At 68.7% G+C, this 26526-nt stretch carries 18 protein-coding genes and 1 pseudogene; 10 read left to right on the top strand and 9 right to left on the bottom strand.

The window, feature by feature from the left end:
• Window positions 1–464: 464 nt before the first annotated feature.
• Window positions 465–1037 carry a TetR/AcrR family transcriptional regulator gene (locus I6A81_RS08885; RefSeq protein WP_238428027.1) on the bottom strand — a complete coding sequence of 191 codons (573 nt, stop codon included), beginning with the start codon at window positions 1035–1037 and terminating at the stop codon, window positions 465–467.
• A gap of 455 nt (window positions 1038–1492) precedes the next feature.
• Here I6A81_RS08885 and I6A81_RS08880 point away from each other — a divergent pair, with 455 nt between their 5' ends.
• The 6 genes and pseudogenes from I6A81_RS08880 to I6A81_RS08855 all read left to right on the top strand — a co-directional run bounded on the left by I6A81_RS08880 (window position 1493) and on the right by I6A81_RS08855 (window position 6867).
• The gene (locus I6A81_RS08880; RefSeq protein ID WP_202998808.1) at window positions 1493–2764 is read left to right on the top strand and encodes a cytochrome P450; all 1272 of its coding nucleotides are present in this window, start codon (window positions 1493–1495) and stop codon (window positions 2762–2764) included.
• A 56-nt stretch (window positions 2765–2820) separates the two neighbouring features.
• Window positions 2821–3570, top strand: a complete 750-nt coding sequence (locus tag I6A81_RS08875) for an SDR family NAD(P)-dependent oxidoreductase (protein WP_202998810.1) — start codon at window positions 2821–2823, stop codon at window positions 3568–3570.
• 56 nt (window positions 3571–3626) lie between these two features.
• Window positions 3627–4358: an SDR family NAD(P)-dependent oxidoreductase gene (locus I6A81_RS08870; protein ID WP_407661278.1), complete on the top strand. Its 732-nt coding sequence runs from the start codon at window positions 3627–3629 to the stop codon at window positions 4356–4358.
• Window position 4359: 1 nt separating this feature from the next.
• Window positions 4360–4998, top strand: coding sequence for a carboxymuconolactone decarboxylase family protein (locus I6A81_RS08865; protein ID WP_202998812.1), 639 nt, complete (start codon window positions 4360–4362; stop codon window positions 4996–4998).
• Window positions 4995–5828 carry a TauD/TfdA dioxygenase family protein gene (locus I6A81_RS08860; protein WP_202998813.1) on the top strand — a complete coding sequence of 278 codons (834 nt, stop codon included), beginning with the start codon at window positions 4995–4997 and terminating at the stop codon, window positions 5826–5828. The genes I6A81_RS08865 and I6A81_RS08860 overlap by 4 nt, the downstream gene beginning before the upstream one ends.
• A gap of 79 nt (window positions 5829–5907) precedes the next feature.
• Window positions 5908–6867: pseudogene (locus I6A81_RS08855) on the top strand (TIGR03564 family F420-dependent LLM class oxidoreductase).
• Window positions 6868–7151: 284 nt separating this feature from the next.
• Here I6A81_RS08855 and I6A81_RS08850 read toward each other — a convergent pair.
• From I6A81_RS08850 to I6A81_RS08820, 7 genes are all read right to left on the bottom strand, one after another.
• A complete protein-coding gene (locus I6A81_RS08850) occupies window positions 7152–8168 on the bottom strand; it encodes a zinc-dependent alcohol dehydrogenase (RefSeq protein WP_407661277.1) in 1017 nt (338 codons plus the stop codon).
• A 34-nt stretch (window positions 8169–8202) separates the two neighbouring features.
• Window positions 8203–9090, bottom strand: a complete 888-nt coding sequence (locus tag I6A81_RS08845) for an SMP-30/gluconolactonase/LRE family protein (protein WP_202998815.1) — start codon at window positions 9088–9090, stop codon at window positions 8203–8205.
• 88 nt (window positions 9091–9178) lie between these two features.
• Entirely contained in the window at window positions 9179–10039 is an 861-nt protein-coding gene (locus I6A81_RS08840) for a fumarylacetoacetate hydrolase family protein (protein ID WP_202998816.1), read from the bottom strand.
• A gap of 104 nt (window positions 10040–10143) precedes the next feature.
• Window positions 10144–10896: an IclR family transcriptional regulator gene (locus I6A81_RS08835; RefSeq protein WP_203030443.1), complete on the bottom strand. Its 753-nt coding sequence runs from the start codon at window positions 10894–10896 to the stop codon at window positions 10144–10146.
• Between the two features lie 339 nt (window positions 10897–11235).
• Window positions 11236–11919, bottom strand: a complete 684-nt coding sequence (locus I6A81_RS08830) for an SDR family NAD(P)-dependent oxidoreductase (protein ID WP_202998819.1) — start codon at window positions 11917–11919, stop codon at window positions 11236–11238.
• An 85-nt stretch (window positions 11920–12004) separates the two neighbouring features.
• Window positions 12005–14806, bottom strand: a complete 2802-nt coding sequence (locus tag I6A81_RS08825) for an FAD-binding and (Fe-S)-binding domain-containing protein (RefSeq protein ID WP_407661276.1) — start codon at window positions 14804–14806, stop codon at window positions 12005–12007.
• Window positions 14807–14918: 112 nt separating this feature from the next.
• Window positions 14919–16631: an IlvD/Edd family dehydratase gene (locus I6A81_RS08820; protein ID WP_307874542.1), complete on the bottom strand. Its 1713-nt coding sequence runs from the start codon at window positions 16629–16631 to the stop codon at window positions 14919–14921.
• Window positions 16632–17620: 989 nt separating this feature from the next.
• On the opposite strand from I6A81_RS08820, the gene I6A81_RS08815 reads away from it, so the two are divergent.
• Window positions 17621–18835 (top strand): ABC transporter substrate-binding protein, encoded by a 1215-nt coding sequence (locus tag I6A81_RS08815; RefSeq protein WP_202998823.1) that lies wholly within the window; start codon window positions 17621–17623, stop codon window positions 18833–18835.
• Window positions 18836–19028: 193 nt separating this feature from the next.
• Here I6A81_RS08815 and I6A81_RS08810 read toward each other — a convergent pair whose 3' ends face one another.
• Complete coding sequence (locus tag I6A81_RS08810) at window positions 19029–20024, bottom strand: LacI family DNA-binding transcriptional regulator (RefSeq protein ID WP_202998825.1); 996 nt, start codon at window positions 20022–20024, stop codon at window positions 19029–19031.
• 405 nt (window positions 20025–20429) lie between these two features.
• On the opposite strand from I6A81_RS08810, the gene I6A81_RS08805 reads away from it, so the two are divergent.
• The 3 genes from I6A81_RS08805 (at window position 20430) to I6A81_RS08795 (ending at window position 26516) form a co-directional block, all read left to right on the top strand.
• Complete coding sequence (locus I6A81_RS08805) at window positions 20430–22910, top strand: putative bifunctional diguanylate cyclase/phosphodiesterase (protein ID WP_202998827.1); 2481 nt, start codon at window positions 20430–20432, stop codon at window positions 22908–22910.
• A gap of 323 nt (window positions 22911–23233) precedes the next feature.
• Window positions 23234–23605 (top strand): hypothetical protein, encoded by a 372-nt coding sequence (locus I6A81_RS08800; protein ID WP_202998829.1) that lies wholly within the window; start codon window positions 23234–23236, stop codon window positions 23603–23605.
• Between the two features lie 382 nt (window positions 23606–23987).
• Complete coding sequence (locus I6A81_RS08795; RefSeq protein ID WP_202998831.1) at window positions 23988–26516, top strand: glycoside hydrolase family 2 TIM barrel-domain containing protein; 2529 nt, start codon at window positions 23988–23990, stop codon at window positions 26514–26516.
• Window positions 26517–26526 lie beyond the last annotated feature (10 nt).

Genomic DNA, 26526 nt, shown 5'->3' with positions numbered 1-26526 from the left:
GTGGCGCACGCCGCCCAGGTCGCCCAGACCATCGTCGAGGCCGGCGCCCGGCACTGGGCTGCCGGCGCCTACAACGGACGCGGCTTCGCGCAGGTCGTGGGGCGAGACGTCTCGGCGTACCTCGCCGGCCTCGGCTCGGCCAGCAGCCGGTAGCGGGCGCCGGGGGCGTACGTCGGGCCGGGTCCTTTCCCGCACGGCTTTGACCAGGCAACCGGAGCGCTTTCGACTGTCTGCGACTTCTGGGGGTGTCAATCTCGCCGGCACAGCGCTACGCGGCCGCGTACGTCCATCTCGATACCGCCGACGCGATCAAGGACCTGACCTGGATCATTTGAGCTGAGACCTCGGAGCACGTGGAGCTTCGATCGGGCTCCAGCGCGCATGTCCGCGATGCGCCATGGCGGCACAGCTTCGCCGACTGGTCGTGACGGTCTTCGCGCGTTGGTCGGTAGCTTTAGCCGTGGTCAGGCGCGGGTGTCTCGGTCGGGGGTATCAAAGCGGCCGAGGTAGTCGTCGACCAGCGTGATCATATCGTCGTGTCCGTTGGTGACGCCGAGCGCTCGCTCGATCGCGATGAGGCGGGCGAGGCTGTCGATGAGGATGCTGGCGGCGCCCGGTGGAATGGTCGTTGTGTCGATTCCTTGCCGTTTCAGGATGCGGTCGATGGTTTTCTTCTCCGCCTCGCGGAAGCGTTCGGCGTAGGCGGCGATTTCGGCGCGGATGGTTTCGTCTTGGTGCGACAGGACGATGAACTCCATGAAGAGTTTGACGCCGCGCGGATCTGTGTTGACCTTCCACAGGGATCTCAGTGGCTGGCGTGACGACAGCGCGCGTGCTTGGCGGCGGAGGTTCGCCTCGGCTCCCTGCCGGAACACGGCAAGAAACAACTCGTCCATACTGTGGAAGTAGTAGTGCACAAGGCCGGGATTGACTCCCACCTTCGCGGCTACCCGCCGCGCGGTCACCGCGGCATGGCCCTCGTCGAACATCAACTGGGCGGTGGCGTCGATCAGGGCGGCGCGGGTCTTGGAGTCCATCGCGCCTCTGCGGCGGGACGACGGCGGGGTGTCGTCGGCCCTGGCTGCGGTGGGTGGCGAGTCCGCGCTGGCGACTCGGGCCGTGACTGCCGCGGACGCGGCCGGCTTGGCCGGAGATCTCGCCATCGTCACAGCTTATCGACCCGCGGTCCGACTACCGGCGCGGGACGGCCGGCCGTCGTCGTGGCATGACGGGCGGTTGGGCGCCACGGTGGCGAACGCGCCATCGGCTGAGCGCCCCGCTGGGTGCCTGACGGTGTCGCGTGGACGCGCTGAACGTGCTGGTGGGGCGCTTACGCACGCTGGCCCGACGGGGCGGCAGGCGTCGGCCCGGTTTGACCCTGCGCGCCACCTTGCGTTAGACATACGTCCAACAACGTTGGACGTTGGTCCAGCATGATCTAGCTGTGCTGGTCGCCTGTCCGTCTCTTCGTCGAGGAGTGAGTGGGGTCGCGATGGTCGATGTGGAGTCGGTGGACTTCTTCACCGAGCCAGCTCTGGTGAACGATCCCTATCCGTACTTCGACGAGTTGCGTGGCCGCTGCCCGGTGCACCCGGTGGCACACCCTGGGGTGGTGTCGGTGACCGGGTACGCGGAAGCCGTCGAGGTGTACCGCGACGAGCAGGCGTTCTCGTCGTGCAACGCGGCGAGCGGGCCGTTCCCGGGTCTGCCGGAGCAACCCGAGGGCGACGACATCAGCGTGCTGATCGAGCGGTACCGCGGCCAGCTGCCGATGAGCGACTTTTTGGTCAACCTCGACGGCGAGATCCACGCGGCGCAACGGGCGCTGTTGCGCAAGCTGCTGACGCCGAAACGTCTGAAGGACAACGAGGAGCGGATCTGGCGGTTGGCTGACCGTCAGATCGACGAGTTCATCGGCGACGGGGTGTTCGAGGTCGGTCGGCAGTACAGCAACGCGTTCTCGCTGCTGGTGATCGCCGATCTGTTGGGTGTCCCGGACGCGGACCGCGAGGAGTTCCGTCAGCAACTGGGCGCGGAGGTGCCTCTGCCGAACGTCGGCGAGACCGCCCAGGTGTCGAGGAATCCGCTGGAGTTCCTGTTCGAGCGGTTCTTCGCCTACATCCAGGACCGCCGCCGGGAACCGCGCCAGGACGTGCTCACCGAACTGGCGCTCGCGACCTACCCGGACGGTTCGACTCCGGACCTCGACGTGGTCGTGCGACTGGCGACGTTCCTGTTCGCGGCGGGCGGGGACACGACCGCGCGACTGATCGCCTCGGCCATGCGCATCCTTGCCGAGAACCCGGAGTACCAGGACCTGCTGCGCGGCGACCGGCGCCGGATCGCGGACTTCGTCGAGGAGACGCTGCGCACGGAGAGTCCGACGAAAAGCGACTTCCGCCTCGTCCGGACGACCACGACCGTCGGCGGTGTGACGATCCCGGCGGGAACTACGGTGATCATGCACCCGGGTGCCGCCAACCGTGATCCCCGCCAGTTCGACGACCCCGAGCAGTTCCGCCTCGGCCGCGGCAACGTGCGGGAGCACCTCGCGTTCGGCCGCGGCGCCCACTCCTGCCCGGGCGGCCCGCTCGCCCGGGCCGAGGCGACGATCAGCATCGATCGCTTCCTCGACCGGATGACCGACATCCGGATCTCCGAGGCCGCACACGGCCCGACCGACGCCCGCCGGTACGACTACGAACAGTCGTTCCTGCTCAGAGGGCTGACCGAACTTCATCTGACCTTCACTGCGAGCAGCTGACCAGCGATGTCAGGCAAGCAGGTGGCCAGGCCGCTTCTCAAGGAAGGCGTGACCGGATGGTGGTAGGTCGTGTCGCCGTCGTGACCGGCGGCGCATCGGGCATCGGCCTCGGAGTCAGCGAGCGGCTCGCCGCGCGTGGCGATCGGGTGGCCGTGCTGGACGTGCAGGGCGACGCCGCGCGACATGTCGCCAAGGAACTCGAAGCGACCGGCGGCCAGGCGGTGGGCCTGGCGGTCGACGTCCGGGACCGGGCCGCGGTCGAGGCCGCGCTGGATACCGTCCGAGAGAGGTTCGGCCCGATCGAGATCGCCGTGACGAGCGCGGGAGTCGACGCGGGCGGCGCCTTCACCGACATCACCCAGGAAACGTGGGACCGCGTCCTCGCGATCAACCTGACCGGCACCTTTCACTGTCTGCAGACCGTGGTGCCCGACATGCTGGCCGCCGGATGGGGGCGAATCGTGACGATCTCATCCACGAGTGCTCAGCACGGCGCCGCGAACCGCGCGCATTACGTCGCGTCGAAGGGCGGTGTCATCGCGCTGACCAAGGCGCTGGCGATCGAGTTGGCGCCCCACGGGATCACGGTGAACACCATCCCGCCGTCGATCATCGACACGCCGATGGCCCAGGCCGGAGCCGGGACTGGCCACGTCCCCAGTGTCGACGCGATCGCCGCGATGACCCCGGTGCGTCGGGCCGGGGTTCCGGCTGACGTCGCGGCGGCTGTCGAGTTCCTCTGCTCTGAGGACGCGGGTTTCATCACCGGCCAGCAGATCGGCGTGAACGGCGGTTGGTACCTGTGACCGGGACACTCCCACCCGCACGGTCGCTTCCCGCGTGGTCCCAGCTCCGGACCGCGATCGTGACCGGGGGCGGCTCGGGGATCGGGCTGGCCATCGCCCGGCGGCTGGCCCTCGAGGGCGCGGCGGTCGCCGTCCTTGACCGCGACGAGACAGCCGCGAAGGCGGCCGCGGACAGCGTCGTCGAGGCCGGTGGGCGCGCGATCGGCCTGACCGCCGATGTCACCGACCGGGACGCGGTCGACGACGCGGTGGAGCAGGTCCGCCAGCGACTGGGCCGACCCTCGATCCTGGTGACCAGCGCCGGCCTCGACGGATTCGACCGGTTCCTGGACATCACACCCGCGGGCTGGGACCGCATCCTGGCCGTCAACCTCACCGGCACGTTCCACTGCTGCCAGGCGGTTGTCCCCGACATGATCGAGCAGAGCTGGGGTCGGATCGTCACCATCTCCTCCTCCAGCGCGCAGACCGGCAATCCGCTGATGACGCACTACTCGGCGGCGAAGGCCGGCGTCGTCGGGTTCACCAAGGCCCTCGCGCTCGAACTCGGTCCGCGCGGCATCACGGTCAACACGATTCCGCCCGGCTTCGTCGACACCCCCATGCTTCGCAGATCCGAATCCCGCGGCTTCCTTGGCACGGGGGTCGGCCAGCACGAGGCGACCACCCCCGTCCGGCGCGTCGGCCAGCCCGAGGACATCGCCGCGGCCTGCGCGTTTCTGGTCCGCGAGGACGCCGGCTACATCACCGGCCAGGTCATCGCAATGAACGGCGGAAGGACCACCTGACGTGGCACGCATCGAACCGCTCACCATCAAGCAGTGGCCGCCGCGGATGCGGCAGGCCCTCGCCGCCATGCTGCCGCCCGAGCCACGCCACCCGCGTCCCGTCCGGGAAGACCGGCCGATGTCGATGAACACGCTCGGGACGCTCGCGCACCACCCGGCGCTGTCCCAGGCGTTCTTCACCTTCAACGGCCATGTCATCATGGCGACCACCCTGTCCGAGCGCCAACGCGAGCTCCTCGTCCTGCGGGTCGCCACACTGCGTCAGTCCGCCTACGAATGGGCGCAGCACCTCTACATGGGCCGCGACGCCGGCCTGACGGACGAAGAGATCGCCCGGATCTCCTGGGGACCGGACGCACCCTTCTGGACGCCGCTGGAATCGGCGCTGCTACGGGCCGTCGACGAACTGGTGGCCGACGGCGCGATCAGCCAGCCGACCTGGGACGTGCTCGCCAGCGACCTCGACGCCCAGCAGCTGCTCGACGTCATCTTCACCGTCGGTGCCTACGAGACGATCGCCTGGATGATGCGCTCGTTCGACCTCGCCCTCGACCCCGAACTGATCGAGCTGAGATCGAAACCCTATGTCGCTCCCGTCCACGCCCCCAACGAAGCCTCTGTGAAAAGGCAGGAGCCGTGAGTATCACCGCCACCCCGGTCACCCCCGAAGTCGGCGTCGAGATCACCGGCCTGACCGGCCACCAGTTTCTCGAGCCAGGTGTCGCCGCGGACTGCCAAGCCGCTCTCGACACCTACGGTGTGGTGGTCTACCGCGAGGCGCACCTCGACGACGACGACCTCGTCGCCTTCAGCCGCCTGCTCGGTGAGGTCATCGTGGCGCCCATGGGCGGGTTGAAGGACCACCCCGCGATCTCACCCATCAGCCTCGACCCTGCCCGCAGCGAGCTGGCCAACTACCGCAAGAGCACCTTCTTCTGGCACATCGACGGCGTCAACGACGACGTACCGCAAAAAGCGAGCCTCCTCGCCGCGCGCCACGTCTCCGACGAAGGCGGCGACACCGAGTTCGCCAACACCTACGCCGCCTACGACGCCCTCCCCGAGGACGAGAAGACCTACCTGGCCACCCTTCGGGTGGTCCACAGCTTCGCCGCCACCCAACTGCTCACGAACCCTCACCCCTCCGAGAAGGAACGGGCCGCCTGGAACCGGGTGCCCTCCCGCGAACACCCGCTGATCTGGACGCGCCGCAGCGGACGCAAATCGCTGCTCGTCGGAGCCACCACCGACCACGTCGTCGGCCTGCCACCCGAGGAAAGCCGCGCGCTGCTCGACCGCCTCGCCGCTTGGTCCACACAGCCACGCTTCGTGCTCCGCCACCACTGGCGCCCCGGCGACCTGGTCATCTGGGACAACACCGGCATGCTCCACCGCGCTCTGCCCTACGAACCGACCTCACCCCGGCTCCTGCACCGCACGACCCTCACCGGCGTCGAAACCATCGCCTAAGCCGCGGCGCGGGCCGATTCGTCCCGCCTTTCAACCCACACCTCCCGGACCTATCGCCAAAGACCTCGAAGGAACCCCCGTGCGCATCGGCCTGACCGGCGGCGCAGCCACGCCCAGCAAGATCATCGAGTAGGCGCGGCGCGCCGAATCCGACGGTTTCACCTCCCTCTGGTACGCCAGCACGGTCACCGGAGACCCCCTCGTGGCCATGGCCCTGGCCGGCCGCGAAACCACGAGAATCGAACTCGGTACCGCCGTGCTCCAGACCTACCCCTGCCACCCCCTCCTACAGGCGAACCGGGCCGCCTCCGTCGTCGCCGCCATGGACCGTCCCGGCTTCACCCTCGGCATCGGACCCTCCCACGAATCCCTGGTCCGCGACGTCTACGGGGTGTCCTACGACCACCCCGGACGCAACACCGAGGAGTACCTCACCATCCTCACGCGGCTGCTCCGGGGACAGGACGTCGATTTCCACGGACAGGACTGGTCCACACGCTCCGCCGGCTACACTCCGAAACCACCGCAACCCGTGCCTGTCCTGTTGGCCGCCCTGGGACCACGGCTGCTGCGCATCGCCGGCGAAGTAGCCGACGGCACGGTGTTGTGGATGGCTCCCGCCCGCGCGATCGAGACACACGTGGCACCCCGCATCCACACCGCCGCGACCACCGCCGGACGGTCTGCCCCCCGCATCGTCGCTGGCATTCCGGTCGCCGTCCACGACGACCGCACCGAAGCTCGCGCCGCGGCCGCCAAGAACGCCGCGGCAAGCTACGCAGGAATGCCGAACTACCAGCGCATCCTCGCCCTCGGCGGCGCCGACGGCCCGGCCGACGCCGCCGTCGTCGGTACCGAGGAGTCGGTAAGGACCCAGCTTCAGGCCCTCCTCGACGCCGGCGCCACCGACATCTGGGCCGCGGTCTTCGGCGTCGGCGACACCCGCGAGGCCAGAACGGCGTCTGCCCGACGCACGACCAACTTCCTCCGCGACCTCCTCGACCCAGTCCGCCCAACGCAGCCCGTCACGACCGGATAAAGCGATTGGAACCACCCGCGTCGCCGTGACCCTGGGGCAGCTTGCGCCTCCCGTCCAGATCGTGTTGGCGGTCATTCAGCTTGTCAGGTGATCGCCGGACGGCATCGGACGCCCGCGCCCTGGAAGTCGGTCGGCTTGACGGACTGGACGACGATCCGCTGCTTCGACGAAACGTCGCTAGAGAGGATCCGTTTTCACGTCCGACGATCTCCGTTCGGTATGCCTCTCGCTGGCGAATCTGGATTTCGTGCGCCGTCGGCTGGGCTGGTCATTGACGCCGTAGGTCAGGTGAGTCGCGGGTCGACATGGATCTTTGGCCCGGGCCCTGCACCTGCCGGGCGCTCGCCCGCCAGCGCCAGTCCGACCTGGTCGAGCCCGATGGTGGCGGCTACGAGCGGACGGGGGTCGACCTCGCCCGTGGCGTAGGCGGCAATTGTCTCGTCCAGGCCGGGCGACGCGGACAGGATTCCGACCGCGGTGACGTCCTTGAGCGCCAGGGCGCGGGTGTCGATGCGGCTGGGGGCACCGGCCAGACCGATGTAGACGACGCGACCGGCCGGCTCGACTAGGTCGAGCGCGCGGGCGGGCAACGCCGCGGCGTTGGAGGCGTCGACGACGGCGTCGAACGGCAGGCCGGGCAGGTCAGCTTCGGTCCATACGTGGTCGAATCCGAGGCTGTGCGCGAAGTCGAGGCTTTCTTGGCTGAGGCCCAGCAGGTGGACCTCGGCGCCGGCGGCGCGCGCGAACATCGCGACCAGCAGGCCGATGGTGCCTGGCCCGAGCACCAGCAGCCGGTGCCCGAGCCCTACCCGGGCGGCTCGTGCCGCTCGCAGGCTGTTTCCGCCGGGTTCGACGAGCGCGCCGAGGACTGGATCCACCGTGTCGGGAAGTAGGTGCAACGACGTCGCCGGGACCGCGAGCTTGTCGGCCAGGGCTCCGGCGCGGCCGCCGCGGACCCCGACCTCCTGTCGCTGCGCACACACATGGTGATGTCCTCGCCGGCAGCGGCGGCAGACGCCGTCGCCGAGCATCGTGTCGCCCATGACCCGGCGTCCGATCCAGGTCGGGTCGACACCGTCGCCGACGCGGCTCACGGTGCCACACCATTCGTGGCCCAGCCGGATCGGGAACCGCGCGTGTCCCTCCTGGAGGTAGGCCATCTCTCCGTTGAAGAACTCGACGTCAGTGCCACACACACCGACGCGCTCGACGTCGATGATCGCCTCGCCCGGGGCCGCGACGGGCACGGGGATCTCCTGGACCGCGTACTCGCGCGGCGCGGTGAGCACGAAGGCGCGCATCGTCTGGGCGCTCAACTAGGCATCCTTCGGACATTCATCGTTCGGCGGGCAGCCCGGACCAGCGCGGGACGGGGATACCCGGTACGTCAACCGAAGTCGTGAACAGGCGGCCCGACGCGGGATAGGTCTGCCGCTGCTCGGTGGTGAGCTCCGCGTACGCGGTTGTGACGACGAGACTGCGTAGATCGTCGCCGGCGAAGGCGACGCTGGAGGTGTGCGGGGCGGGGACCGCCACCCGGTCGGTGAGGGTTCCGTCGGGGGCATACCGGCGGACCTCGCCGGCACCCCACACGGCGATCCACAGGTGTTCGTCGGCGTCCGCGGCGAGGCCGTCCGGCAGTCCGTCGGAGATCCTCAGGTGTACCCGCCTCGGTCCCACCGCGTCGCCGGCCGGGTCGTAGGAACGCACGAAGACGGTGCGGCGAAGGGTGTCGACGCTGTACATCTTCGTGCCATCGGCGGACCAGGCGAGTCCGTTCGACAGGGTGAGGTCGTCGTCGAGGAGGGTGATCCGCCCGTCGGGCTCGAGCCGGACGAGAGCTTCCCGGCTCGATGGTGTTTCGAGGGACAGGGTGCCGACCACGAAGCGACCCGCGGGGTCGGTGCTGCCGTCGTTGAGGCGCCTGCCCTGCCCGGCGGGTACCAGACGGGGCCCGTCTGCCCGGGTGCCGTCGGGCGCGAGGAGTACCAGGTGCTCCCGGGCGGCGACGAGCAGCGTCCCGTCGCCAGTAGCGGTGACCGCGCCCACCAGGCTGTCCACCTGGTGACGCCGGATGATCGTGACCCGGCTCGCGTCGAGGGATCCTTCGAGTACGGCGCCGGCGAGGATGTCGACCCAGAGGAGCCGGCGTCGGGCCGCGTCCCACACCGGGCTCTCGGCGAGCCCGAACGCCTCGTCGGTCGCCGTCACCGCTGTCCGCACGGCTGTTCCTTCCTCATTGTCCCGCATGTCACGGGCCGGGCACCCGCTGGGCTGCCCGTGCTGGAGCTGTGCCTGCACGACCGGGCGGTCAGCGCGGGCCGAGGACGTGCTGTTGCTGTGCGCCGAGCCCTTCGATGCCCAGCTCCATGACGTCGCCGGGCTGCAGCCAGACGGGCGGGTCGAACCCCATCCCCACACCGGGCGGGGTGCCGGTGTTGATGAGGTCACCGGGCTCCAGAACAAGGAACTGGCTGAGGTGGTGAACGATGAAGCACGGGTCGAAGATCATGGTCTTGGTGGATCCGGCCTGGCGGCGGACGCCGTTCACGTCGAGCCACATGTCCAGCGCGAGTACGTCGTCGATCTCGTCGGAGGTGACCAACCACGGCCCCGCGGGGTTGAAGGTCTCGGCGGACTTGCCCTTGACCCACTGACCGCCCCGTTCCATCTGGAACGCGCGCTCGCTGACGTCGTTCACCACCAGATAGCCGGCGATAGCATCCCTGGCGTCGTCGACAGAGTCGAGATAGCTGGTTCTCCGGCCGATGACAAGGCCGAGTTCCACCTCCCAGTCGGGCTTGGTGGAGCCGCGGGGGATGCGTACGTCGTCGTCCGGGCCGACCAGCGTGTTCGGTGACTTGGTGAACAGGATCGGCTCGTCGGGAACCGCCTGCCCGGTCTCGGCGGCGTGGTCACGGTAGTTCAGGCCGATGCAGAGGATCTGATGCGGCCGGGCGATCGGGGCGCCGGTCCGCTCCCCGGCGAACCGGGAGACCTGGCCGGAGGCCGCGCGTTCGGCCACGACCGGCCGGATGCGGTCGAGGCCGCCCGTGCCGAAGAAGGTCTCGTCGAAGTCGCCGACCACGTCGGAGAGGTCGACGTAGGTCTCGTCGTCGATGCGGGCGACGGGCTTCTCTGTGCCGGGCGCGCCGATGCGCATGAGATACACGGTGACGCTCCAGGGATCGGCGGCACGCTGGCCGCGGGGGCGGCCGGTGGCCGGGACGGGTGGAATTGGCGTGGATCCCCGGCCGGCGGGAGACCAGGGGCCGGCTATCGGGACGGGTGTGGCTCGCCGAGAGGTCCGAGCGTGCGGCGGATCTCGCCGAGGGCGTCCACGAGGGAACTGACGGGGGTGCGATAGGCCAGCGCGCTGATGCTCACCGCGCCGCTGGGCGTGGCGGGCGACGTGGGATAGACCGGGAGAGCTATGCAGTTGATCCCGTTTTCGTTCTCCTGGTCGTCGGTCGCGTAGCCCCGTTCCCGGATCTCCCTCAGGTCGCGGTGGAGGTCGTCGACCGTGCACCGGGTCCGTGGGGTGCGCCGGGCGAGCGGGAGGTCGTCCACCCACGCCGCGACGTCCTCGCGAGTCCGCAGGTGGTGGGCGAGGAGCAGTTTTCCGACTCCGGTGGCGTGAGCCGGGTTGCGTCCGCCGATCGTCGAGGTGAGCCGGACCGCGCCGGCGGGTGGGTCAACCTTGGCGCGGTAGACGACCTCGCGGCCGTCGAGCACCGCGTAGTGCGTGGTCTCGCCGAACCGGCTGGCCAGGAGCTCGAGCACAGGACGGACTCGCACGTGCTCGGGCCGGGCCTCGTGGTGCGCGAAGGCCATCCGCAGGAACTCGTCGCCCAGCCGGTAGCGGCCTCGTTCGTCCTGATCGGCCAGGCCGGCCCGGCACAACGCCCGTAGCCCGCGGTGCACTGTGGGCTTGGGGCTGCCGATGGCGCGCGTCAGCTCGTCCAGCCCGACCCCGTCGGGGTGCCGGGCCAGTTCCTTCAGGACGGCGAGAACGCGGTCGGACCCCACCAGTCGGCTTTCCTCGGCCTTTCCGGAGCTACTGGCCGCTGGCACCGGCACGTTGTCGAGCACGGAAGCACACTATCTCCCGTTCCATTAATTCGTCCACCATTCCAACAGTTGGAAATCGACCATGGTGGCTTCTGATCGCCTCGGCGCGCCTGGTGAAGGCGGCGATACCCGCTCGGTCCACTTGCAGCCGGTCCCAGCTGGGGTCTTGCGTGGCTCGTCGGCGGTGGCGTGCACGGGGCCGGCGACCGTGACGGGCTGGCGGCGCTCGGTGCCTCCCAGGCCGGTGTCCCGCGCCGGTGAATGAGTCGAAGATGACGGGGGCATCGGTGCCGGGAATCAGTAGGTGGCGCGGCCGCCGCTGATGTCGTAGACGGCTCCGGTGGAAAAACTGACCTTGTCGGAGGCGAGCCAGGCGACAAGTTCGGCGACTTCCTCTGGGCGTCCGAGGCGTTTCATGGGGATCAGGCTGGTGATGTGAGCAAGTGCGTCGGGAGCGGTGCTGGCGTTCATCGGCGTCTCGATGACGGCCGGAGAGATGACGTTGGCCAGTACCCCGCTGGTGGCCAGCTCCTTGCCGAGCGACTTGGTCAGGCCGATGACAGCGGCCTTCGACGCCGAGTACGGCGACATGTTTGGATTTCCGTCCTTGCCAGCCATGCTGGCGATGTTGACGATGCGTCCCCAGCCGCGCTCGATCATTCCGGGGATGAACGCCTGGCAGGTGTTGAAGGTGCCTCGCACATTGACGGCGAAGGTGCGTTCCCAGCTGTCGTGTGCTATCTCCCACAGCGGCGCGTTCGGGCCAACGATGCCGGCGGAGTTGACGAGGATGTCGACCGGGCCGATTGTCGCGGCGGCGGCGCGGACGGCCGCTGGGTCGGTGACGTCGACGCGCAGGTCGGCGCCGTCGGCGATGTCGAGGGTGACGACCCTGACGCGGTCTTCGGCCAGCCGCGTGGCGGCGGCTTTTCCGAGGCCGCTCATGCCACCGGTGACGAGGGCCGTGCGGCTGGCGCTCATCGGTGCCCGGCCTGGTGTCGTCTCCCGGATGCCGCCCCGGGTATGTCGGCGGTACCGGTCGGAAGGGTTGGTCTGGTCATTTTTGTCATCGCTGTCCTGTCGGGTGGGAGCGAGCCGGTGGGTCCTGCCGGGGGCGGGTCACCCGTTCGAGGACCTCGAGAATGTGTTGGTATGTGCGTCCGGTCGCCCGGGTCATGCCGAGTTCGCAGGTCCGGTTGAGCGAGACGTGCGCGGTGGCGTCGTAGCCGCGGACGGCGCGTGCCTCCGCGGCGGTGGCGGATGCTGTGAGCTCGGGGTGCAGCAGGCCGCGGTCGCCGGCGAAGGCGCAGCAGCTCCACTCCTCGGGCCACAAGACGTCTTCGGCGATTGCGGCGGCGACGCGTTCCAGCGCCGGGTTCAGTCCCAGTCGCGTGGAGGAGCAGGTGGGATGTACGACCACGGACGGGATACGCCGGGCGGCGGGGAGGGCGGGGAGCACGACGCCGTCGACGAAGTCGACGGCGTCGACGACCCGCACACCCTCGTTGGCCAGTTGCTGCTGGAGGCCCTCGGTGCACGACGCGGCGTCGACGACGACGCATAGCGCGCCGTTGTCGGACTCCCGTCGAAGGATCGGCACGACCCGGGCGTGCATGGCGGCGTGCCCGGCGTTGAGGCCCTTCGACTTCCAGGGGGTGCCGCAGCAGAGGGAGGCGATCTCGTCCGGGATCCGGACGGGGATGCCGGCTCGCCCGCACAGCGCCAGGAACGCGTCGCGGACGCCGGTGGCCGGGCCGAACATGGTCGAGACGCAGGACGGGAAGTAGACCGCCTGGGCGGCGGCGGTGGCGCCTGGACGCCGGCGAGTCCCGCCACGGGGCAGGTCGGCCGACCAGGCTGGCACGTCGTCGGCGCCGAGCAACGCCCGGGCGACGGCGCTGACCTGCCTGGGCAGCGGAGCGGGGACGCTCCGCGCGGCGGTGAGCGCGGCAGCGGCGGTTCGGGTGCCGCCGTCCCAGTGGCGGGCCGCCACCTTCCAGGCGGCCTGCTCGACCGGTCCGCGGCTCTCGGCCCGCAGCCGCCTGGTGAGATCGCCGGTGTCGATGAGGACGGGGCAGGCGGTTTGGCACATGCCGTCGACGGCGCAGGTCTCGACTGCGTCGTACCTGTACTCCCGCTCCAGCCGTCGCAGGAGTTCGAAGTCTCCGATCGTGCGGGCGCGGGCGATCTCGCGGCGCAGGACGATGCGTTGGCGGGGGGAGGTAGTGAGGTCCTTGCTGGGGCACACGGGTTCGCAGTAGCCGCACTCGACGCAGCGATCGACCTCGGCCTCGACGGTGGGTGTGGACTTGAGGTGGCGGATGTGCGCGGCAGGGTCCTCGTCGAGCAGGGTGCCGGGGTTGAGCAGGCCGTTCGGGTCGATGAGGCGTTTCACCTCCCGCATGACGTCGTACAGTTCGTCGCCGTACTGCCGGCGGACAAACGGGGCCATGATGCGTCCGGTGCCGTGCTCGGCCTTGAGCGTCCCGCCTTGGCCAAGGACGAGGTCGACCATGTCCTCGGTGAAGGAGAGGTAGCGCCGTACCAGTTCGGGGCGGTCGAAGTCCTCGTTGAGCAGGAAGTGGATGTTGCCGTCGCGGGCGTGGCCGAAGATCACGCTGTCGCCGTAGTCGTGCCTGCCGAAGAGGACATTCAGCTCTTGGCAGGTCGCCATCAGGTTGTCGACCAGGACGGCGATGTCCTCCAGCAGCGCGGTGGTCCCGGATGGGCGGGCTCCGGCCACTGCCGCATACAGCCCTTTGCGGATCCGCCATAGCGCGGCGCGGGTTCGAGGGTCGGAGCTGAGCACGTTCCGCGTTTGTTCGGTCACCAGCGGCAGTGCGCTCAGGACTGTGTCTGAGTCTTCGACCCGCTCCCGAAGCTGTTCGGCGGTTGGCTGCTGGTGCTCGACGAGCAGGGCGGCGTGGCCGCGGACCGCGAGGTTTCGCAGCTGCTCGGGGGCACTGGGATCGCGCTGGGCCACGCGCAGGCTGGTGGCGTCGAGCAATTCGATGACGGTGAATCCGGTGGCCACGAGCTCCGGCAGCGCCGCGGTGGCGACGGCGAGGTCCGGGAGCACAAGCAGTGCGGTGGCGGCGTGCGGGTGCGCTGGAACGGTGCGGAAGGTGGCCTCGGCGACGAACGCCAGGGTCCCTTCGCTGCCGATCACCAGGTGGGTGAGGATGTCCAGCGGCCGGAGGTGATCGGCGAACGAGTTCACGCTGTAACCCATCGTGTTCTTCAGGGTGTACAGCCGGCGGATGGTCGCCATCGACGCCGGATTGCCGCGGACCCGGTCGCGGAGTCGGGCGAGACCTGCATGGATGCGCGGTTCCAAGGTCCGCAGCCGCTGGTCAGCGTCGGGCGCGCTGGTATCCACCACCGTGCCGCTGGGAAGCACGAGGATCGCTGACTCCAGCGTCTGGTAGGTGTTTCGCTCGACGCCGCAGGACATTCCGCTGGAGTTATTGGCCACGACGCCGCCGATGGTGCACGCCGACTCACTGGCCGGGTCGGGTCCGAGCCGGCGGCCGTATTGGGCGAGCCGACTGTTGACCGCACGCACGGTCGCCCCGGGCTGCACCCGCACGCGCGCGCCGTCGTCGAGCACTTCGATGGCGCGGAAGTCACGCCGAGTGTCCACGAGGACGCCGCCGGCGGTGGCTTGCCCAGACAGGCTGGTTCCACCTGAACGGAAGGTCAGTGGTACCCCGGTCGCCGCACTGGTCCGTAGCAGCGCGGCGACCTGATCGGCGTCGGCCGGGGCCACCACCGCCCGCGGTACCAGCAGGTAGTGCGAGGCGTCGTGCGCGAAGGCCAGCCGGTCCGACGCCCGGGCCGCGACCCGCCCCGGGGCCGCCTGGTCCAGCGCGGCGACGAGGCGGCTGTCGACGGAGAGCGGGTCGCCATCGAGCGGGCTGGAGCCATAGCTCTGATCATGTGCGTGGCGTCGGGCCGCGATGAGGCGCCGTCCGCGACGGTCAGTGCGACTCACGGCTCACCGCCGACCCACTGGAGCCGACCAGGAAGTCGAGGTCGGCGCCGGTGTCGGCCTGCCGCACGTGGTCGACGTAGAGCCGCTCCCAGCCGCGTTTCGGGTTGGCGTACGCGGCGATGGTGGCCTCGGCCGGGGTGCGCGTCGCCAGCTCCTCGTCGGAGAGCTCGACATCAATGCGCCGCGCCGCGGCATCCAGAACAATCATGTCCCCGGTGCGGACGACAGAGAGCGGGCCGCCGGCCGCGGCCTCCGGGGCCACGTGCAGCACGACGGTCCCGTAGGCGGTTCCGCTCATCCGGCCGTCGCACACCCGCACCATGTCGCGGACGCCTCGCGCCAGCAGCTTCCGCGGCAGCGGCATGTTCGAGACCTCGGGCATGCCCGGGTAGCCCTGTGGGCCACAGCCGCGCAGTACCAACACCGAGTCCGCGTCGACGTCGAGGGCGGGGTCGTCGATCCGGGCGTGGAAGTCCTCGATGCTGTCGAAGACGACCGCCCGGCCGCGGTGGCGCAGCAGTTCGGGGGACGCCGCCGCTGGTTTGATCAGTGCTCCGGCGGGCGCGAGGTTGCCGCGGAGCACGGCGATGCCGCCCTCAGGGACGAGCGGGGCCGACCGTGGCCGGATGACCTCCGGATCCCAGACCGTGACGTCGTCGAGGTAGTCCACCAGCCGCCTGCCGGTGACCGTGCGCGCGGTCGGTTCGAGCAGGTCGCGGACCTCTCGCAACACCGCGAGCAACCCGCCGGCGCGGTGTAGGTCCTCCATCAGAAACCGGCCCGCCGGCTGCAGGTCGACAAGCACGGGAACGCGCGCGCCGATCCGGTCGAAGTCGTCGATCGTGAGGTCCACTCCGAGCCTTCCCGCGATCGCGAGCAGGTGCACGACGGCATTGGTGGATCCGCCTATCGCGGCGAGCGTCACGATCGCGTTGTGGAAGGAGTCTTTCGTGAGAAAGGTGCTTGGCCGCCGGTCGGCGGCGACGAGATCGACGGCCAGCCGGCCGGTCCTGTGTGCTGCCTCCAGCAGGCGGCTGTCCGGCGCGGGTATCCCGGCGACGCCGGGCACGATGGTGCCGAGTGCCTCGGCGACCAGCGCCATGGTCGATGCCGTGCCCATCGTGTTGCAGTGCCCGTCGCTACGGATCATGGCCGACTCCGACCGGGCGAACTGCTCTGCCGACAGCGTGCCAGCCCGTACCTCCTCCGAAAGTCGCCACACGTCCGTGCCGCAGCCGAGCGCGCTCCCCTGAAAGGTTCCGGTGAGCATCGGCCCACCAGGGAGGACGACGGACGGCAGGTCGACCGAGGCCGCCGCCATGAGCAGTGCCGGAATCGTCTTGTCGCAGCCGCCGAGGAGCACGACACCGTCGATCGGGTTGGCGCGCAGCATCTCCTCGGTCGCCATCGCGGCGAGGTTGCGCCAGAGCATCGCGGTGGGTCGCACCTGTGTCTCGCCTAGGGAGAGGACCGGTAGCTCCAGGGGGATGCCACCTGCCTCGTAGACACCGTTCCGCACGGCGGCCGCGACCGCGGTCAGGTGGGCGTTGCATGGGGTCAGGTCCGACGCGGTGTTCGCGATCGCGATCTGCGGCCGGCCGGTGAACGCGTCCGCCGGCCGGCCGCGGCGCATCCAAGCCCGGTGGATGTAGGCGTTCCGGTCCTCTCCCGCGTACCACTGCGCACTCCGGAGCGGCACCTACGTCACCACCATTCCAATAGTTGGAAAGAAGGTCTAATAACTGGAACACTCGGAAGCATACGTGGTGGTGGCCTGAGGCGACAGCGGTCGATCCAGGGCAAGTGATCTTGGGAAACGCCGATGCGGCGCTGGCACGTATGTGCCGTCTGCTCCGAACGCAACCGTTTCCGCCGATCCGCGCTTGCACGCGTCAGTTGGCGGTGCTACCGTCCACTTCGCTTAGCGCGCTAGCACTCTGAGCGCATTCCAGGCGCGGGACAGATCCGCCCGCCGCTGTGGCCCTGCGCCCATAGCCGCCGATGTGCGCCCTCCATGGACGTGTTCAGGCGGTGGCCTACCTGAACACATTTCCTGAGCCGACCAGGAGTTCTGTTGACCCGCGCACCCTTCGACAACGGCTTGGTTCTACACGGAAAGCGCGACGCGTTCCTGCCGCTCCCCTGCGGGGTCGGCGAAGACCAAGCAGCGGTCAGGCTTCCTCACGGTACCGCGGTGTGGCAGGCTCAGGAGCGATCGACACCACAGCGGGCCGGCTCGGCTTCAGTCTGACAAGACATACAAGCGCGAGACGGTCCACGGATCGCCGGAACATCGATACCGATAATCGGTCGCCGGAGGCGATATACCCGTACACGGGGCGTGCGCCAACCTTATTCCGGATACCAATGTGCGGTACTGCTTTTTTGATTTCCACGAGAATCGGTCATTGAAATACGACGAGGATGCCAATGCCTTGACGGAGGCTCGCGGCCAGGACGCCCCCGCCCGTGGCAAGGCAGCGGAATTTGCCGCACCTTCATGACATTCATTGGCCGATCAGAACACGCGATCTGGACCGCCGTGGCACAGCACCCGTTGACGACCGACTTGGCTCGTAGCGGTGGCGACCCGACGGCGCGACGAGTCGCGGCGCCGTGAATGCTCGAGGTCCCGACCGCGGCCGTCAAGGCCGCAGCAAATTTCGATGCAGAAATATAGGGGGAAAAATGCGCCTGCGTACACCGCGGATATTATTAGAGGCCACGGCAGTAGTACTCGTCGTGGCCGTGATTGGCTGCGCGCCATCAAGGGACGGGAACGGGCAGGGCGCAACCTGTGACGCCCCAGGAATCACGCCGAGCGAGGCGACTCTTGGGTTCGTCTATCCCGACTCGGGGCCGCCCAGCTCCGTTTTCGTCTCAGCCAGGGCTGGATTCGATGCCAGGATCGGCCTTGCTAACGCGGAAGGCGGCGTGCACGGTCGGCGAATCTCCGCTCAGTGGCGCGACGATGAGGGCTCGGCGACGGTCGGCGCCCTTGCGGTGGAAGACCTCGTCCAGCATGGGCAGGTATTCGGGCTCGTGACTGCGAGCGCCTCTCTCCATGACTCGATGGAACGCCTCACGAAGCAGGGAGTGCCTGTCACCGGTCTAGCCATCGAACCCGCCTGGGTGGGGCGCGCGAATATGTTCGCGGTCGTTTATTCTGCTTCGCCCGTGGTCGTCGGCCGGTACATCCAAGACGCCGGCGGCACCAAGGTCGCCATCGTCACCCCGGACACCTCGCCTGTGACTGAAAGCGCGGTAACGTCGTACACGCAGGGGCTCAATGCGGCGGGGATCAACACGGTCGCGAGGTTCACCTTCTCGGCCGCCGTCGGTGACCCGGCCCAGGTCGCCCAAAAGATCGCCGAATTTGGCGCCGACGCCCTGCTGGGCATCGAAGCGCCGGACGAGTTCGGCAAGGTTGTGCAGGCGACCCGCGCGGCGCGCATGCCCCTCACGGTCAGTGTCGCTCTGTCCGGCTATGACCGCAGTCTGCTGGGAACTCTTGGCCCATCGCTCGCCGGTGTGTCTATACCGGTCTTTTTCCGTCCGTTCGAAGCCGGTGGCCCAGCGATCGACCGCTACCGGGACGCGATGGCCTCCTACGCTCCAGAATCAACAGAAACAGACCAGCAGTTCGCCATGTTCACATACATCAACACCGACCTTTTCCTGCGAGGGCTTGAACTCGCCGGACCCTGCCCCACCCGAGAGGGGTTCATCAGGGCTCTGCGCGGCGTCTCCGACTATGACGCGGGTGGCCTCATCGCACCTGTCGACCTGCGCAACTACGCGGGCGAACCGCTCTCCTGCTATGCTTTTGTTCGGGTGTCCTCCGCCGGGACGGAGTTCGAGCCTGTTCGAGAGCGTGTCTGCGCCGATGGCAGCACCGGCTGAAGTGCCATTCAAATAAGATCGGAAACTGGGTGGCCATCGCAAAATGTGGTCGCGGAAATGCCATCCGCTCTACTCAAGGCGAGTTGCGGTCATCGCGTCCCATCAGTGCCTGTTCCGACGCTCGTGGGCTCCAGATTTCGATTCGGGCGTCGGCGCTTCCGTCCGCCGACAAAATTTTCCGATCGCTTCCTCCTTAGGTGGTTCTCCGGCGCACAAGTGTGACACGGGTGGAGGCGTCCGGGTTCTGCCAGGGGCGGCCTTCCAGCTTGTGTAGCGCGAGGTTCGCGAAGTCGCGGCCGAGGGTCGAGGGGTCGAAGCGAATGGTCGACAGTTGGGGAACGAACATAGCGGCCGTCTGGTTGTCGTCGTGCCCGATGACGGCGATGTCGTCGGGTACCCGCAGTCCCGCGGTGGCCGCGGCGACGACGACCACCGCGGCGACGATGTCGTTGAAGGCGATGACGCCGGTGATGCCCATGTCACGCCACCGACGGATCGCCTCCTCGGTGGATCCGTCCTGATGGTCGATCCGTTCAAGGTCGGGCGGGGGCAGACCACGTGTGTAGGCGCGGTCGCATGCGGCCCGGTGACGCGCGAGGACGAGCGAGTAGGGGGGCGGCTCCTTGAACGTGGCATAGACCAGCCGGCGGTGACCGCGGTCGATCAGGTGGTCGACCTGGAGTTCCGGGCCGGCGCTCACCGCCATCGAGAGGTCGGCTGAGTCGCTCTCGTCGGGGTCGGGGAACAGCCTGGTGACGCCGCAGCCGCGGATCGAGGCGACGTCGTCGGGGTCGAACGGGACAAGGCCGATCACGAGGTCCGGGTTGAGGGCCTCCCACAGCGGCCGGCCGCGGGTGCCGGGGTGGCGGGTGTAGGTGACGAGGGAGTAGCCGGACTCGTCCAGGGCGAGGGATGCCTCGTCGAGGAAGTGCCGGAAGCTGAACTCCTGGGGCCAGTCGGGCAGCACGAGCAGGACGATCCGGCTGCGGCCGCTGGCCAGGGTCCGCGCGGCGCTGTTCGGCCGGTAGCCGAGGCGGGCCGCGGCTTCGAGCACCCGTGTCCGGGTGCTCTGCGGGATCGTCTGCCCCGGTGTGTCGTTGAGGACGTACGTCACGGTGGCCCGCGAGACCCCGGCCTCCCGGGCGACGTCGGTGGATGTCACGCGGCGCCTGACGGTCGCCTCCGACATGCCCGCTCTGCCTCCGCCTTCCGGTCCTGCCGCCGTCATCGCGGTAAGACTTGCACATACAAGCCCCTCGATGCCAGCTTGCGTCCCAGGTCACTTGCTCGCGTAAGTTTGCAGGGGCACCCTGACCGCGGCAGGTCCGGAAGCACTCCGCCAGACGCCACCAAGACGGCTTCGCGGCACGGGGTTTGGCTGCTTCATGCGGGCGATGCTGTCCACCTGGGAGACGCGGCGCCTCAGCGGGCGGCGGCTGGACCGACGCACGGTCCACGAGCCGGCGACCGCCCCAAATCAGCAATCGACATGAACAACGTCAGAAGTAGAAATAGCCGATATTCCGGAATTAGTGAAATTTGGCGAGGGTGCTCCCGCTGGCCACGACGTAGGTAGCGACCTTATATTGTCTGTATGTACTCGCCGCTATCAGTCGATTCGGCGCCCGGAGGGTCCGACATCTTCGACGGCACGGTGTCGATGTCGGTCTGGAAGTGCTGGGTGCTGGCCGCGGTGGCGTTCTTCGCGGCAGTCACGGCGTTATGGGGGGTGATGCCCGCCGGTTCGAGCGCTACCCTGTCAGCCGCCTCGAGCCTGACCGCGTTCTTGTTCAGCCTGGGCACCGCCGTCTGGACCATGCGGCGGGCGCGGGCGGCGGAGCGCCGCTGGCGGCTGTGCATAGCCATCTGGGCACTGAACTGCGCCGTCGGGTGTGCTGTATCCCTAGCGCTACTCTACTTGTTCACTCCGAACGTTTCATGGGACGCATACTCCTACAGCGCGTTGTTCTTCCTCTTCGCGCCACTACCCGCCGGGGCGGCCCTTGTCCTGTTTCCCACATCCGCCCTAACCCCGGAAGACGACGGCGACACGGCCGAACCCGTCGGGAAGATCACGCTGCAATCACTAGTCGCGATTCTGGACGGACTGCTGATCACGGGATCAATCTTCCTGGTCGCCTGGACTACCATCCTGGACGACATGGTCTTTTCCGGTCTTCCTGACACCGTACGGTACACCGTCGTCGTGCTCTTTCCGGTCACTGCCATGACCCTCGCGGTGATCGTGGGCCTCCAGGCGACGTTCCGGCGGCCGGCCAATCCGCGAGCGCTGATGCTGCTAGGCGTCGGCCTAGCAGGTCAGATCATCACCCAGGGCGCCTGGATCCGCACCATCAGCACGGGGGGTCAAGCCCTGAGTCTTAGGTACTCCGCCTTCGCCCTGGCCGGAACCATACTTATCGCGCTCGCGGTCGGCGTACCCAGGCCGGACCGGCGCGACGGCCGCGGCCGACGCCATCGCGGAGCCTTCACTTGGGCCCACGTGTTCCTGCCCTATGCGCCTATGGCGGTGGCCGTGATCCTCGTGGCAACGCTCGCGGCCGGCAGGCGTCTCGGCTCGGTCGAGATGGCGGTCAGCATCCTTCTGATCGTCTTCGTGGTGGTCCGCCAGATGATCATTGTTGTCGAGAACACCGCCCTGCTGTCCCGGGTTCGACGGGCGCGTCAGGAGCTGCATTACCAGGCACACCACGACCCGCTGACCGGGCTGGCCAACCGGCTGCTGTTCAACCGACGGCTCGAGGGCGAGCTCGCCGCCCAGCCAAGCGGAGTCGTCGCGGCTCACGACGGGACGGCCCGCAGGCGCGACGGACAGCGCTCACCTCGACCCCGACAGGCCGCCGTCCTGTTCTGCGACCTTGACAAGTTCAAGGCCATCAATGACACCCTTGGCCACGCCGCCGGCGACGAGTTGCTCGTCGCTATGGCCCGCCGGTTGACTGGCTGCGTCCGCGACACCGACCTCGTCGCGCGTTTGGGCGGCGACGAGTTCGCGATCCTGCTCTCCGGTGACGCGGAGGCACCGCACCACGTCGCCGACCGGGTCGCGCAGGCCCTACGGTGCCCGTTCGTCTTCCACGGCCGGACCGAGCACGTCGGCGTCAGCATCGGGATGGCCACGATCTGCGCCGACACCCGCCCGGGTGACGCCGACGAACTGCTACGCCGCGCGGACGCAGCAATGTACGCCGCCAAACGGCGAGCCGACGGGCAGATTGTCACCTTCCACCTGGCCACCGGCCTGGTCGACCTGCCCGCCTCTCCGTTCGACGACGCCACCCCGACACTCACATCCCAGGACGAACCGGCCGACCTCCGCGTGGACTATCAGCCGATCGTCGCGCTCACCGACCATCGCGTCGTGGCATTCGAAGCCCTGCCGTCCTGGTCATCCAGCCATGGAGCGGCGACAGCGACCGGGGCTGCCAAAGGCCGACCGAGCCCGGACCAGACTGGCGACGCCGGATCGATCTTCGACAGCTGCGTCCTCACGGCGATCTGCGCGGATCTGCCTGCGTTGCGAAGTCGATTCGGCGCCGATGTCGCTGTGTACATCAAAATCCCCCCGCCAGGACTACGCGATCGTGGGCTGGTGGAACGCATCGTTACGGAGCTACGTCGTCACGGTGTACCGCCCTCGGCATTAGCGATCGGGATCAGTGGCACGACAACCGGCCGCGATCTCGATGACGCCGCGCGCGCACTGAACCAACTCAACCGGCGTGGCGTGCGTATCGCCCTCGACAACGTCGGCGCCGACTCCGGCGGCTTCGCCGGGCTGCACCGGCTACCAGTCGACATCATCAAGATCGATCAGGCACTGATAACCGCCGCCGCCACGAACACCGACCAGACTCGGACCGCACCAACAACCTTGATCGTCGGCCTGGTCCGCCTGGCCGACGCCCTCAGGGCCACCGTCATCGCGCAAGGACTGGTCAACCCGCACCAAGCTGACATCGCCAAAGCCGCCGGCTGCCACTGTGGTCAAGGCCCCTACTTCGGCCCGCCTGTCGCCGTTCACCACCTCACAGAGGCGATGACGACCCGATAGGCGTCGAGGACCTGGTCCGCGACTCTGCGAAGGCCACGACCGCGCCGACCGGCCGATCGTCCTGCCCGACCCGCGGGACCACTTCGACCTCACCGCGTCAGAGATCGGACGCGCATTCCGACCGCATGACAACAGTTCCCGCGACAGTCTCATGCTATAGCCAACTGATCTTGGTGTCGCGGTACTGGCTGCGGCCGGGTGTACCGCGGTCGCGGTACACGGGGATGACAGCGGTGGGTGGACGTTTCGCGCCTGCTTCCGGGAGAGCGTGGCTGCCAGTTTCCGGCTCTCGGGAAAGGCAGTCTCGTGCCCGCTCTTGCCCGGTGGCGCGTTCGGCACCGCCTCGTCGTCCGGGGGGGCTGGGCCGGCGGCATCGCCGTCCTGATCGGCCTTGTCATCGGGATGGGTCCAACTTCAAGACTGTCGCCGACCTACCCGACAGCGAGTCGGCACACGCCTATGCGCTGCTGGGCCCGTCGACCGGCTCGACCGAGACCGGCCGCATCGTCTGGCGCACCGCCGACGAGGCCGTCGAAGCGGCCGAGGTGCGCGCCGACGTCGCGGGCATGCTGGCGAGAGTGGCCTCGCTACCCGGTGTCAGGGCCATCGGAAGCCCGTACGCCGCCGACGGATCCGCGCAGCTCGACACCGGCCGGAACACGGCCTACGCCACGGTGACGCTGTTCGGCAGGTAGCCGGGGCGTTCGGCGGCTCGCAGCATACGTCCGCGGGTGCCCTCGGAGATCGTCTGACCTGGCGTGTCGTTCAGGGGCGAACCCGACGGTCGCGCGCGAGCCCCCCGCTTCGGGGGCGAGGTCGAGGGCGGTCACGCGTCGACTGGTGGCCAGCTCCTGCACGGCCACCGCCTCGCCCTCCCACCACCTCGGTCCGGAAACTTTCTGGACTTGTGCGCATAGGTAGCTCGTGCTAGCTTACGTCCCACGCTACTAGCACATGCTAGTGACGTGGGACGCGTACGCCGACATATTTCTCGGCCCCGCATCTGCCATGCCTGCCCTACCTCGCCGCCGTCCACCGAGGGCGGCCGGAGCTGGGGACGCGATCAGGAGACCGTGAGTGATCCGTAAATCCTTTAACGACGGCTGGTCGTACCGCCGGAAGCCCGACGCGTTCCAGGCGCTGCTCGGCTGGGCGAACGAGGGTTGGGAAGCGGTCCGGCTGCCGCATGACGCGATGGTGCGCCGCGAGCGGGACGGCTCCGACCGGGAGGCGGGTCACCGCGGCTACTTCCCGGCCGATGGCTACGAGTACCGGAAGACGTTCTTCGTGCCGGAGGAGTACCAGGAGCGGCGGGTCGCCCTGGAGTTCGAGGGTGTCTACCGCCATGCCCGGGTCTACATCAACGGCGACCTCGCGGGGCAGTGCGCCAGCGGCTACTCCAACTTCTACGTGCGCGCCGACCATCTGCTGCGGTACGGGGCGGACAACGAGGTGCGGGTGGAGGCGCGCGGCCAGGACGACAGCCGGTGGTACCCGGGTGGTGGTATCTACCGCGGCACGAGTGTCATCGTCAGCGAGTTGCTGCACGTGGCGCTCGACGGGGTGCGCGTCACGACCCCGGCCATCGACGACGAACTGGCTGTCGTCGCCGTGGCGACCGAGATTCAGAACGAGTCGGCCGTGACGCGGACGGTCGAGGTGGTCACTGAGATCGTGGACGCCGACAACGAGATTGTCGCCAGGGATGTCGCCCCGGTCACGGTGTTCCCCGGCGACACGGCCACCCTGCGCCAGCGGCTGACCGTGGCCGAGCCCCGGCGGTGGGGCGTGGAGCACCCCTACCTCTACACCTGCCGCACGGCGGTGACCGCCGGAGACGAGCGGCTGGACGAGGAGTCGACCCGCTTCGGCATCCGTTCGCTCAGCGTCGATGCCCGCCGGGGCCTGCGGATCAACGGCGAACCGGTGAACCTACGCGGCGCGTGCATCCACCACGACAACGGCGTGCTCGGCGCGGCCACCATCGACCGGGCCGAGTCGCGCCGAGTGGAGATCCTCAAGCAGGCCGGCTTCAACGCGATCCGCAGCGCTCACAACCCGATCAGCAAGGCGTTGCTCGACGCCTGCGACCAGCTCGGCATGCTCGTGATGGACGAGCTGTCCGACGTCTGGACCCGGTCGAAGACGGCCCACGACTACGCCGGCGACTTCACCGCCAGCTGGGAGTCGGACGTCCGAGCGATGGTCGCCAAGGACGTCAACCACCCCAGTGTCGTCTTCTACTCCATCGGCAACGAGATCCCGGAGGTTGGCACCGCGCCCGGGGCGGTGCTCGGCCGCCGGCTCGCCGAGAAGGTCCGTGAACTCGACGACACCCGGTTCGTCACGAATGCCGTTAACGGCCTGCTCGCCGCCGGGCCAGAGGTGCTCTCGGCCATTGCCGCCGGCGGTGCCGAGTCCATGGAGAAGAACAGCGCGGACGGCGGCTCGGCGGGCGACGAGACCAGCGAGGTGACCGGCGACGTCAACGAGCTGATGACCCGTTTTCGCGAGTTCATGCCGACGTTGATGACCTCCGAGATTGTCACCACGCGGACCGCGGAGTCCATGGCGTATCTGGATGTCGCCGGCTACAACTATCTCGACTCCCGGTACGAGCTGGATCGGACGCTGTTTCCCAACCGGGTGATCGTCGGCACCGAGACATACCCCTCGGACATCGACCGCAACTGGCGGCTCGTCCAGGACAGCAGCCATGTCATCGGTGACTTCGCCTGGACCGGCTGGGACTACCTCGGTGAGCCTGGGATCGGTCGAGTCGAGTACCAGAGCGATCCGGCACCGGCGACCAGCGGAATGCCAGACCACCAGGGCCACTACCCGTGGCTGGCGGCGTGGTGCGGCGATATCGACATCACGGGCCACCGCCGGCCGGCGTCGTACTACCGAGAGATCGTGTTCGGCCTGCGCGCTGAGCCCTACATCGCAGTCCACCGCCCTGAGCGGCACGGTGAGACGGTCCGGCTGGCGACGTGGTGGTCGTGGAGTGACTCCGTCTCCAGCTGGAGCTGGGGTGGCCACGAGGGCAAGCCGGTCCGGGTTGACGTCTACTCGGCCGCGGACGAGATCGAACTTCTGATCGACGGCTGTTCGGTCGGCAGGGCGCCGGCGGGGGAAAAGAACCGGTTCACCGCCTCGTTCACCACCGTCTACGAGCCCGGCGAACTCGTCGCCGTCGCCTACACCGACGGACACGAAACCGGCCGGACCGCCCTGCGGTCCGCCGCCGGTGACGTCCGGCTCGACGTCACGGTCGACCGGGCCCGGATCACGGCCGATGACCGCGACCTGGCGTTCGTGGCTATCACCCTCGTCGACACCGCCGGCAACCTCCACAACACCGCCGACCGCCGAGTGGCCGTCGAACTGACGGGGCCAGGGGTGCTGGCCGGCTTCGGCAGCGCGGACCCGCGGTCGGAGGAGAACTTCTTCGACACCGTCCGGACGACCTTCGACGGGCGGGCGCTCGCCGTCATCCGCCCCACCGCGCCCGGCGCGATCACGGTCACGGTTACGGCCGATGACTGTCCACCCAACACCACCCGGATCGAAGCGCTGGAGGGTCAGGCGGGGGAACCGCGATGACCGACATGCT

Origin of the sequence: Frankia nepalensis, assembly GCF_016786325.1 — a bacterium.
Taxonomy (GTDB): domain Bacteria; phylum Actinomycetota; class Actinomycetes; order Frankiales; family Frankiaceae; genus Pseudofrankia; species Pseudofrankia nepalensis.
Note: the sequence above shows the minus strand (reverse complement) of the source record. Positions and strands in the feature narration are given on the sequence as shown.